Origin of the sequence: Acetivibrio straminisolvens JCM 21531 (assembly GCF_000521465.1) — a bacterium.
GTDB classification, from domain to species: domain Bacteria; phylum Bacillota; class Clostridia; order Acetivibrionales; family Acetivibrionaceae; genus Hungateiclostridium; species Hungateiclostridium straminisolvens.
Genome location: NZ_BAVR01000087.1, coordinates 1 through 11,423 on the forward strand (window position 1 = coordinate 1; position 11,423 = coordinate 11,423).

The following is an 11,423-nucleotide window of genomic DNA, read 5'->3' on the forward strand; positions in this document are numbered from 1 at the left end:
AATTAATATGTATTATTTTACGGGAACAATGCAGGAGGGCATGCTTTTAATTCCCCGGGATGATGAAGCGGTATTGTGGGTCCGCAGAAGCTATGAAAGAGCAGAGGATGAATCGTTATTTCCTTTAATTAGGCCTATGGGCAGCTATAGGGATGCAGTGGGAAGTTACAAAAATTTACCGGATACAATTTATCTTGAAACATATTTTGTTCCCCTTGCCATGTTTCAGAGATTTCAAAAATATTTTCCCTTTAAAAATGTCAAGCCTTTGGATATGATAATTGCTAAATTAAGGTCATTAAAAAGCAATTATGAATTGGAAAAGATTAAGAGAGCAGGAGAAGTCCACAGGAGAGTGCTGGAAGAACGGGTACCGGAGATTCTTGAGGAAGGAATGAGTGAGGCGGAGCTTGCAACAAGGCTTTTTTCCGTAATGGTAGAGGAAGGACATCAGGCATATCCCGCTTTTCAATGTTTGATACCGAAATGGCCGTAGGAAATATCTGTTTTGGAGAAAGCTCCATTTATCCGACATACTTCAACGGTCCGGGAGGTTGCTATGGGCTAAGTCCTGCAGTTCCGCTTTTGGGAAGCCGTGAACGAAGACTCAAGAAAGGTGATCTGGTATTTATTGATATGGGCTGTGGGGTCGATGGTTATCATACCGACAAGACCATGACATATATGTTTGGTTCTTCGCTTCCCGATGAGGCTGTTGAGGAGCACAAAAAGTGTGTCGATATTCAGAATAAAATTGCATCAATGCTAAAGCCCGGTGCAATACCTGCGTGTATTTACAAAGATATAATGGACAGCCTTGATGAAAAGTTTTTGGAAAACTTCATGGGTTTTGGAAAGCGCAGGGTTAAGTTTTTAGGCCATGGCATCGGATTGCAGGTGGATGAGATGCCGGTTATAGCCGAGGGCTTTAATGAACCTCTAAAGGAGGGAATGGTACTGGCTTTAGAGCCGAAGAAAGGTATAGAAAAAGTAGGAATGGTGGGAATCGAGAATACTTTTATAGTGACCGGGCAGGGAGGAAAATGCATAACGGGAGACAACCCGGGATTGATACCTTTGTATTAGCCATAATAGGGATAGTGAATGAGAGGGACGATTATGGAGAGTATTCGGAATATATCCGATGGCAGAAGCAGTGTATCATACACTCTTACCCGAAGCCGGAGAAAGACTGTGGGGATAAGGGTGACTGAAAATGGAGAGGTGAAAGTATCGGCTCCATTAAATATCTCGGACAAACAGCTAAAGGATATAATGCTCAAGAAGTTATCCTGGATTTTAAAAAAACAGGAGGAACTTAGAAAATTATATAAAGAATCGTGTATTGGCAATAAATTTGCGGACGGAGAGACTTTTTTGTATCTTGGGAAGGAATACACCTTAAAAATTGTGAAAGTTTTGCTGCCTCAAGAGGTTGCTTTGGAAGGAAGCAATATTGTTATTGGAATAGGCGGTGACAAAGCCTCTGGGGAGGGAGCCGAATATATAAGAAGTGTTCTGAGGGACTTTTATATAAGGCGATTCATCGATATTGTAAAGGACAGGATGGATTTGTTTTCGCCTCGGATAGGTGTCTCTCCTAAGAAAGTGACCGTCAGAGAACAAAAGACACGCTGGGGAAGTTGTAGCAGCAAGGGAAATATAAGTCTTAATTGGAGGCTGGTTATGGCTCCGATGGAGGTTATCGATTATGTGATTGTGCACGAGCTCTGCCATATGAAAGAGATGAACCATTCGAAGAATTATTGGAATCTTGTAAAGTCCATACTTCCCGATTTTGACTTGAGTAGAAAGTGGCTAAAGGTGAATGGGCACCGTTTGGTAATATAGATTTTATATGATAATGGAGTAAATCGTACTAATATTTTCATATATGTTTTGAAATTCTGGCGTATAGATGATAAAATAAATGTATAAGAAGGGGCAATATGTATTATTCAATTTTGTGCAAATCAATATACCAATCGAAGTAATACCACTTAGCATCTATCTTCCGCTATCGTCACTGTGCAAAAAAACGCATATTAAATACCGAAGGAATTTCCTTAAAGAAGTGCATAGGATTGAAAAGCTAAGTTTTTCAAAGAGGATATGTTAAAAATTTGGCATTGCCAATTAAATATTAATTTTAACAAATAAAAATAAGGGGGAGATTTGAGTTGAAGAAAATTATAGCGTTTTTGCTGACAGTTGCGGTTGTTCTGGCAGTGGCAATCCCGCAGGGTATGATCAGCTTCGCGGCAGATTTCAACTATGGTGAGGCACTTCAGAAAGCAATAATGTTTTATGAGTTCCAGCGTTCGGGAAAACTGCCTGAAAACAAAAGGAACAACTGGCGTGGAGATTCTGGCCTTAATGACGGCGCAGATAACGGTTTGGACCTTACAGGTGTTGGTATGATGCCGGTGACCATGTGAAGTTTAACCTTCCGATGGCCTACTCCGTTACCATGCTGGCGTGGAGCGTTTATGAGTCTAGAGAGGCATATGAGCAAAGCGGTCAACTTCCTTACATACTGGACAACATAAAATGGGCGACCGACTACTTTATTAAATGCCATCCAAGCCCCAATGTATATTATTATCAAGTGGGAGACGGAGCATTAGACCATTCTTGGTGGGGACCTGCTGAAGTAATGCAGATGCCGAGACCATCCTTCAAAGTAGATTTGTCAAATCCGGGTTCGACGGTTGTTGCTGAGACTGCAGCGGCTATGGCTGCATCCTCAATTATTTTTAAGCCCACTGACCCTGGATATGCATCTACACTTTTAAAGCATGCGAAAGAGCTCTTTGATTTTGCTGATACTACAAGAAGTGATAAAGGATATAAAGCGGCAGAGGATACTACTCATCCCACAGCGGTTTTTATGACGAACTCACTTGGGCAAGTATATGGTTGTATCTGGCAACAGGCGATGATGCTTATCTTCAGAAAGCAGAATCTTACGAACCTCATTGGGAAAGGGAAAGAGGTACAACGTTTATAACTTACTCCTGGGCACATTGCTGGGACAACAAGTTGTACGGTTCCTTGCTTTTGTTAGCAAAAATTACAGGAAATTCTTTCTATAAGCAATGCATTGAAAACCACCTTGACTATTGGACTGTCGGATTCAACGGAAGCAAAATACAATATACTCCAAAAGGTCTTGCATATCTTGACAGGTGGGGTTCACTGAGATATGCAACTACTGAGGCGTTCCTTGCCAGTGTTTATGCAGACTGGTCCGGAGGTGATCCGGCCAAGGCGGCTATATACAAGGAATTTGCCAAAAAGCAAGTGGATTATGCATTGGGAAGCACAGGAAGAAGTTTTGTGGTAGGCTTTGGAAAGAATCCGCCGAAAAATCCTCATCACAGGACAGCCCACAGCTCATGGAGTGCATTGATGACAGAACCGGATGAATGCAGACATATTTTGGTAGGTGCATTGGTTGGCGGACCGAGCAGCGGAGATGAATATGTGGACAGACTGGATGATTTCCAGTGCAATGAGGTGGCCAACGACTATAATGCAGGATTTGTAGGCGCTCTTGCAAAAATGTATGAAAAGTACGGCGGAGAACCGATTCCTAATTTTGTTGCTTTTGAAACACCTGGAGAAGAATTTTATGTTGAAGCGGCAGTAAATGCTGCAGGACCCGGTTTTGTAAATATCAAGACTTCAATAATAAACAAGTCCGGATGGCCGGCAAGAGGTTCGGATAAGTTGTCAGCCAAGTATTTTGTTGACATTTCCGAAGCAGTTGAGAAGGGCATTACCTTAGAACAAATTACCGTGGGCTCAACTACCAATGGTGGAGCTAAGGTTTCACAGCTTCTTCCGTGGGATGCCGACAATCATATTTACTATGTAAACATAGACTTTACCGGTATAAATATATTCCCCGGAGGAATAAACGATTATAAGAGGGATGTATATTTCACAATTACAGCACCGTATGGAGAGGGCAACTGGGATAATACCAACGACTTCTCTTTCCAAGGAATTGAACAGGGCTTTACAAGCAAAAAGACTGAATATATACCGTTGTATGACGGCAACGTGAGAGTATGGGGTAAAGTACCGGCCGGAGGTTCGGATCCCGAACCTACACCTACACCTACACCGACAAGCACCATTGCACCTACACCTACACCGACATCCACACCTGAAGTATTGCTTGGGGACTTGAACTTTGACGGTAGAATAAACTCAACAGATTATACACGCTTAAAGAGATATTTGATAAAGGTTTTGGAAATCACAGATCCTGAAGAGCAGGCAAAGTTTGTGGCAGCAGCAGATGTGAATGGCGACGGAAAAATAAACTCCACGGATTTAAATGCGCTCAACAGGTATATATTAAAAATTATTGATCATTTTCCGGGTCAAAAATAATGAGTATTGATATTGGGTAAAAATTATCCGGCTGCTGCAAAATGTGTTGTTTTTGCAGCAGCTTTTTGCTTCTTTAGGTAAAATGAAATAGGTAAAAGCGAAGGGACGCAATGAGATGAGCTTTTGTTGTTATTGCCAAATTACCTGTATTATTGATAAAATAGAATAGAAGGACAAGGTAATGTATGGAATTTGAGTATTGCCACATAATGATGAACGATACGGGGGAATTATGCTTAAAAGAAGCTTTGCAATTGGAGCTCTGTCTGATATCGGAAACGTAAAGAAAACCAATGAGGATAATATTCTTGTTAAAGTAGGAGATGAAAAAAACGGTGAGTTTGGCCTTTTCTTGGTAGCAGACGGAATGGGAGGACTTGCTGCAGGGGAAGTGGCAAGCAGGATTATTGTAAATGAATTCAGTTTGTGGTGGGAACAACAGCTTCCGAATATTTTTCAGAGAGAAAAAAATGAAGTTTTAAGTGTTATAAGCTATGAACTTGACGGACTCATACGGGACATAAATCAAAAGATCATTCGTTTTGGTTTGTCAATCAATGCCAAGGTTGGATCGACTCTGACCATGCTTTTTATTTATCAGGACAAATACCTTATAAAGCATGTGGGAGACAGCAGAATATACAGAATCAACAGTTGCATTACTAAGCTTACCGAAGACCATTCATGGGTCGCACAGCAGGTAAGAGAAGGGAAAATGAGGGAAGAAGAGGCAAAGTATCATCCAAAAAGAAATATACTTACGAAGTGTCTTGGCGTAATGGAAAATTTGGAGATATTTAATGCTTGTGGTAATATTGCATCCGATGATGGATTTTTAGTTTGCAGCGACGGATTTCATAACTATCTTGATGATGATGAAATATATAATTCCCTGTCTTCTTGCAAAAAAGAAGATGCAGACGTTCAAAAGACTTTGGGAAGTCTTCTTGAGAAAGTGAAATTAAGAGGGGCGGCTGACAATATTTCGGCTGTTGCAATATGCCAGCATATATATAGAGATTACAACGGCAGTCTGTTGGGTATAAAGGGCATAATTAACAGGATAACGGGTAATTTTAACGGGTGGTGAGGTACAATATTAATAAAATGGATTGAAATAGCGGTTCTTATATTGGTTGCTCTTGTGAGCGACATTCGTCACTATAAGATAAGAAATAAGCTTACTTTTTCATTTATGATTATAGGTCTTGCAACCAATCTGGCATTGGAAAGAGTATCGGGACTTTTAAATTCTTTATTTGGAATTATTGCTCCCTTTTTATTGTTGTTTATATTATATGCCTTGAGGATGCTGGGAGCCGGGGACGTTAAGCTTTTTAGCGCAATAGGAGCTGTTTTGGGCTTTAAGGCTGTACTTTGGATAATGGCTTATTCTTTTCTTGCCGGAGGTGTAATTGCCTTAATCATCCTTATTATTAATCGGAATGGAAAGGAAAGACTGTTGCACCTGTTTAACTACTTAAAAAATGTATTTTTCACATTCAGTATTCACCCCTATACCGACTTTGAAGACAAGGACAGCAAAGCGGTGTTTAGGATGGCATATGCAATAGCAAGCGGGGTTATAATATTCTTTGTTGAAGTAATGCTCAGTATGAAGTAGAATATATAGTAAGTATATTATTTGGTTTTAAGGATGAATATTTTATGGGAAAAACGACCGATGATATATTGGCAAGAATCGGATGCAAAAACACAAAATCGAGAAAAGCAGTTATAGAAGTTCTTGAAAGTGCTGAGAATCCCCTTTCTGCAGAGGATATATTTTTGTGTATAAAAAAACAAGGATTGTCTGTCAACCTGTCTACTGTTTACAGAACCCTTGACCTTATGGAAAGCAAATCCTTTGTAAGCAAAAACATCATGAGAGACGGCAAAGCAAGGTATGAGCTTACCGTGGACGGTCATAGGCATCATCTGGTCTGTACAAATTGTCATAAATCTGTGCCGATAGATTTCTGTCCTTTAGAGAAGATGGAAAAAGATATCGGCATAAAAAATGATTTTGACATAACCGGTCATAAGCTTGAGATTTATGGAATCTGCCCTAAATGTAAAAAAGAATAAGATAAGTAGAATTGCTTGACTGTCTTGTAACGTCCGATATATAATTGTATTAAATGCAAATGATTTGCATTTGAAATATGTGGATTAAAATATAGTTGTCATGGATATAATTTGCTATAAATAAATTTATTATTAATAGCTGGCTATGGGAGGACGTTTTTTATGAAAAGAACAGTAAAGGCAATTGCTTTATTGCTTGGATGTTTGGCATTTCTAATTACAGGCTGTTCAAGTAATTCAAGTGTAGATGTACGAGAGGACGAAGACAAAATCAATGTGTATGCCAGTTTCTATACAATGTATGATTTTGCAAAAAAATTGGCGATGACAGGATTAATCTCACCAATATTATGCCTGCCGGAACGGAACCCCATCACTGGGAACCGTCGCCGAGAGATATTCTGGAGATTGGGAAGGCTGATGTGTTTATATATAATGGGGCAGGTATGGAGCCATGGGTGGAAAAGGTGCTTGGTTCCATAAAAAATAAAGACCTTGTGGTGGTGGAAACATCAAAAAAAATTGACCTTATTCAAGGAAGCCACAATCATGATGAAGAGCATGACGGGGAGAATACGGAGGATGAGCCTCATAGTCATGATGACCTTGAATATGATCCTCATGTGTGGTTAAGTCCCAAAAACGCAAAAAAGCAAATGGAAGCAATAAAGGACGCCTTTGTTAAGGCCGATCCCGGTAACCGTGAATATTATGAAAATAATTTCAATGATTATGCGGAAAAACTGGACATTCTTGACGGAGAATTCAAAGAAGAATTGTCAAAGTGTTCAAAAAAGGATATTGTAGTGGGACATCAAGCTTATGGGTATTTATGCAACGAATACGGACTTAAGCAGATCGCCATTGAAGGATTAAATGCAGAATCTGAGCCCACACCGGCCAGAATGGCTGAAATAGTTAAGTTTATAAAGGAAAAAGATATCAAGGTCATTTTTTCGGAGAAATTGTTAAGTCAAAAGGTACCGAATGCCATTGCGGCTGAGACCGGTGCTAAGGTGGAATTTTTAAATCCCCTTGGAGGACTTACCAAAGAAGATATTGATGCGGGAAAAGATTATTTTTCAATAATGAGGGAAAATCTTGAAGCCTTAAAGAAAGCTCTTGAATAAAATGCCCGGTTAGAGGTAGGTTTTTTATGGAAAAGGTTATCGAAATAAGCAATTTGAGTTTTGGATATGGGGAAAGGCTCATATTGGAGGATATGAGCTTTTCGGTGGAAAAAGGTGATTTCGTCGGAGTTATCGGTCCTAACGGTTCGGGAAAAAGTACCCTCCTTAAGCTGCTTTTAAGACAGATTAAGCCGATTAAAGGTGAAATCAAGCTTTTGGGTCAGAATATCGAAAAGTTTAATCAGTGGAACAAGATAGGGTATGTTGCGCAGAAGGCAAGTTCTTTTAATACCAGCTTTCCGGCAACGGTGGAAGAGGTGGTAAGCGCAAATTTGTTTCCCCAAATAGGACTTTTCAAAAGAATTAAAAGTAAGCACAGGGAGCTTGTCTATAAGGCACTTGAGACTGTTGGAATGGAAGACTATAAAGACCGGCTGATTGGCAATTTGTCTGGAGGACAGCAGCAAAGGGTGTTTATAGCCAGGGTTCTTGTGTCCGAGCCGGAGTTGATTTTTTTGGATGAGCCTACTGTAGGAATAGATTCGGAATCGGAAGGGGCTTTGTACTGTCTTTTAGGCAGGCTGAATCAGGAAAGGGGAATCACAATAGTAATGGTCAGCCATGATATTGGGGCTGTCACTGTTCATGCCAACAAGATTGCATGTATGGGCAATAAAGGCTTGGTGATGAACGAAAACACTGAAGAGTTTGCGAAAAACAGTCTTAGAGAGATATACGGACACGATGTAAATCTTCATGCCCATAAGCATTGCTGTACAAACTGTTGGAAGAAAGGAGCCATATAAATGTTTGGCATTTTCGGTGAAGACTTTATTTTGAATCTGGGATTTATGCAAAGGGCATATTTTATCGGTTTGCTTATAGCCATAATGGCACCTGCAATTGGAGTGATAGTGGTTTTAAGAAGGCAGTCCATGATAGGAGATTCCCTTGCCCATACTTCTCTTGCCGGTGTGGCCTTTGGACTTATTGCAGGTATCAATCCCATAGTGGGGGCAACTTTATTTTCAATAACTGCAGCGCTGGGGATAGAGAAGATCAGAAGAGCTTTTCCAAAATATGCTGAAGTTTCAATAGCCGTCATTATGTCAACAGGAATCGGACTTGCAGGAATTTTGTCCGGTTATGTAAAAAGCGGTTTTTCCTTATCTTCCTATTTGTTTGGAAGCATTATCGCAATATCTGATTTTGAGCTTCTCATTATAGGTGTTTTGAGTATTGTGGTAATAGCAACTTTCGCAGCTCTATTCAAGGAGTTGTTTTTTATAACCTTTGATGAGGAAGCGGCGAGACTTGCCGGAGTACCGGTCAAAATAATTAACTTTATTTTTGCTGTTCTTACGGCAGTGACAATTGCGGTGTCTTCAAGAATAGTGGGCACTTTGGTTATATCGTCACTTTTAGTTCTTCCGCCTGCTTCAGCCATGCAGGTAGCAAAAAGTTTTAAGCAAACGATAGTTTATTCTCTGTTGTACGGGATTTTTTCCATAGTGACGGGACTTACTCTTTCTTTTTACCTGGACATGGTTCCCGGAGGTACAATAGTACTTATAAGTGTAATTTGTCTTGTGTTGACTCTTGTCTATAAAAATCTTCTTAAAGGATTGATTGTTAAAAAGACATTAGTCAAGGCAAACTAAGCATATAATCCTAAATTTATTTTCCGGTGGTCTTATATTTGAATTTTTGTTAGCACTCGACTTAAATGAGTGCTAAATTTATCTTGACAAATTTTTAGCTGTAACTGTAATATATTTATTAGTAAGAAATTATTAGGACAATCAATTATTATCGGGAGGGACTGCAATGAATCGTGAAAGTGGATGCATATCTATTAATACAGAGAATATTTTTCCTATTATAAAGAAGTGGTTGTATTCTGAAAAGGATATTTTTATTCGTGAATTGGTTTCCAACAGCAGTGATGCCATAAGCAAGTTAAAGAAGTTGGTATCGATAGGAGAAGCTCAAATTGACGGCAGCGAAAAATATTACATAAAGGTTGTCGTTGACAAAGAAAAAAAGACTCTGAAGATAATTGACAACGGTATTGGAATGACTGAGGAAGAGGTAAAAAAATATATCAATCAGATAGCCTTTTCCGGAATCAGAGATTTTGTTGAAAAGTACAAGGACAAGACCGACGAGGGCCAGATTATCGGGCATTTCGGTTTGGGATTCTATTCCGCTTTTATGGTTTCAAGCAAGGTCCAGATTGACACTTTGTCCTATCGGAAAGATGCACAAGCTGTAAGGTGGGTAAGTACAAGCGGTATTGAGTATGAAATGGAGGACTCCGACAGGACTGAAAGGGGAACTACAATAACTCTTTATATTGCTGAAGACAGTGAAGAGTTCCTTGAGCCGTACAAGGTAAGGGAGACCCTTGTAAAATATTTCTCATTCCTTCCCTATGATGTGTATTTCGAAGATGCAAATGCTGTAAAGGATGATAAAAAGGAAGAAGGAGAGAATAAAGAGGAAAAGGCGGATGAACCAAGGCCAATTAACGATACAAACCCGCTCTGGCTCAAAAACCCGAAGGATTGCACTGAGCAGGAATACAAGGACTTTTATAGAAAGGTGTTCTTTGATTTTAACGATCCTTTGTTCTGGATTCACCTTAACATGGACTATCCCTTTAACTTAAAAGGAATTCTTTATTTCCCGAAACTCAGAAACGAGATGGACAATTTTGAAGGACAGATTAAGCTATTCTGCAATCAGGTTTTTGTTGCGGACAATATCAAGGAAGTTATTCCGGAATTTTTAATGCTTCTTAAAGGTACGATAGACTGCCCGGATCTTCCCCTTAATGTGTCAAGAAGCTTTTTGCAAAATGACGGTTATGTAAATAAGATTTCTTCCCATATTACAAAGAAGGTGGCGGACAAGCTTACTTCAATATTTGAGAATGAGAGAGAGAACTACAACAAATACTGGATGATATAAACCCCTTTGTCAAATTCGGATGCATAAAGGAAAAGAAGTTTTATGACAGGGTAAAAGATATAGTTATCTTTAAGACTACGGGCGGAGAGTATGTGTCTTTGAAAGATTATCTGGAGCGCAACAAAGAAAAACATGAAAATAAAGTTTTTTATGTTACTGATGAAAAACAGCAGGCACAGTATATAAAAATGTTTAAGGATAACGATATGGAAGCTGTCATGATGAATACGGTAATAGATACCCACTTCATACAGTTTTTAGAGATGAACGAAAGCGGTGTTAAGTTCCTGCGTATAGACTCTGATTTGAGTGAAAGCATGAAAGACAAGGAAACTAGTTCTGATGAAAACTCACAAAAAGAGATTTCCGAAAACCTTGAAAAGCTGTTTAAAGAAAATCTCAATAATGACAAACTCAAAATAAAGGTTGAGGCTTTGAAAACTGCGACACTGCCGGGAATGATTCTTATGAGCGAACAAGCAAGAAGAATACAGGAAATGAGCCGGATGTATGGCGGATTTAATTTCGGAGGAATGTATGCAGAAGAGGAAACCCTTGTTTTAAACAGCAACAACGGCTTAATCAAATCCCTTTTGAGTCTTAAGGATAAAGAAGACAGGAAAGAGGATGTAAAGCTAATATGCGAACACATTTATGACCTTGCAAAAATGAGCCATAAGCAGCTTGAACCCGACGATATGACAAGATTTATTGAAAGAAGTAATTCATTGCTTTCAAAGCTTGCTTCAGGACAATAAGAAAATTTATTAAAAAATGTCCTTTGGAGTATAAAATATTCCGAAGGACATTTTTTAAATATTATTATTT

At 39.2% G+C, this 11,423-nt stretch carries 6 protein-coding genes and 4 pseudogenes; all 10 read left to right on the forward strand.

Features of this window, described 5'->3' with window-relative positions; all coding sequences use genetic code 11:
• Position 1: 1 nt before the first annotated feature.
• The 10 genes and pseudogenes from JCM21531_RS15780 to htpG all read left to right on the forward strand — a co-directional run bounded on the left by JCM21531_RS15780 (position 2) and on the right by htpG (position 11,353).
• Positions 2 to 1,086 (forward strand): annotated as a pseudogene (locus JCM21531_RS15780) (M24 family metallopeptidase).
• A 33-nt stretch (positions 1,087 to 1,119) separates the two neighbouring features.
• The gene (locus tag JCM21531_RS15785; RefSeq protein WP_038291274.1) at positions 1,120 to 1,851 is read left to right on the forward strand and encodes a M48 family metallopeptidase; all 732 of its coding nucleotides are present in this window, start codon (positions 1,120 to 1,122) and stop codon (positions 1,849 to 1,851) included.
• A gap of 329 nt (positions 1,852 to 2,180) precedes the next feature.
• Positions 2,181 to 4,404: pseudogene (locus JCM21531_RS15790) on the forward strand (glycoside hydrolase family 9 protein).
• 232 nt (positions 4,405 to 4,636) lie between these two features.
• Entirely contained in the window at positions 4,637 to 5,494 is an 858-nt protein-coding gene (locus tag JCM21531_RS15795) for a PP2C family protein-serine/threonine phosphatase (protein WP_038291275.1), read from the forward strand.
• A gap of 42 nt (positions 5,495 to 5,536) precedes the next feature.
• Complete coding sequence (locus JCM21531_RS15800; protein WP_094184828.1) at positions 5,537 to 6,028, forward strand: A24 family peptidase; 492 nt, start codon at positions 5,537 to 5,539, stop codon at positions 6,026 to 6,028.
• Between the two features lie 44 nt (positions 6,029 to 6,072).
• Positions 6,073 to 6,492: a Fur family transcriptional regulator gene (locus tag JCM21531_RS15805; RefSeq protein ID WP_038291276.1), complete on the forward strand. Its 420-nt coding sequence runs from the start codon at positions 6,073 to 6,075 to the stop codon at positions 6,490 to 6,492.
• A gap of 162 nt (positions 6,493 to 6,654) precedes the next feature.
• A pseudogene (locus tag JCM21531_RS15810) lies at positions 6,655 to 7,622 on the forward strand (metal ABC transporter substrate-binding protein).
• Positions 7,623 to 7,648: 26 nt separating this feature from the next.
• Positions 7,649 to 8,428: a metal ABC transporter ATP-binding protein gene (locus JCM21531_RS15815; RefSeq protein ID WP_038291277.1), complete on the forward strand. Its 780-nt coding sequence runs from the start codon at positions 7,649 to 7,651 to the stop codon at positions 8,426 to 8,428.
• Positions 8,429 to 9,283, forward strand: coding sequence for a metal ABC transporter permease (locus JCM21531_RS15820; RefSeq protein ID WP_038291278.1), 855 nt, complete (start codon positions 8,429 to 8,431; stop codon positions 9,281 to 9,283).
• A gap of 166 nt (positions 9,284 to 9,449) precedes the next feature.
• Positions 9,450 to 11,353 (forward strand): annotated as a pseudogene (htpG, locus tag JCM21531_RS15825) (molecular chaperone HtpG).
• The last annotated feature ends 70 nt before the right edge of the window (positions 11,354 to 11,423 follow it).

What these genes read in the sequence shown, in the direction of transcription:
- JCM21531_RS15785 (WP_038291274.1), top strand. Translation starts at nt 1,120, where the DNA reads ATGGAGAGTATTCGGAATATATCCGATGGCAGAAGCAGTGTATCATAC.
- JCM21531_RS15795 (WP_038291275.1), top strand. Translation starts at nt 4,637, where the DNA reads ATGCTTAAAAGAAGCTTTGCAATTGGAGCTCTGTCTGATATCGGAAAC.
- JCM21531_RS15805 (WP_038291276.1), top strand. Translation starts at nt 6,073, where the DNA reads ATGGGAAAAACGACCGATGATATATTGGCAAGAATCGGATGCAAAAAC.
- JCM21531_RS15815 (WP_038291277.1), top strand. Translation starts at nt 7,649, where the DNA reads ATGGAAAAGGTTATCGAAATAAGCAATTTGAGTTTTGGATATGGGGAA.
- JCM21531_RS15820 (WP_038291278.1), top strand. Translation starts at nt 8,429, where the DNA reads ATGTTTGGCATTTTCGGTGAAGACTTTATTTTGAATCTGGGATTTATG.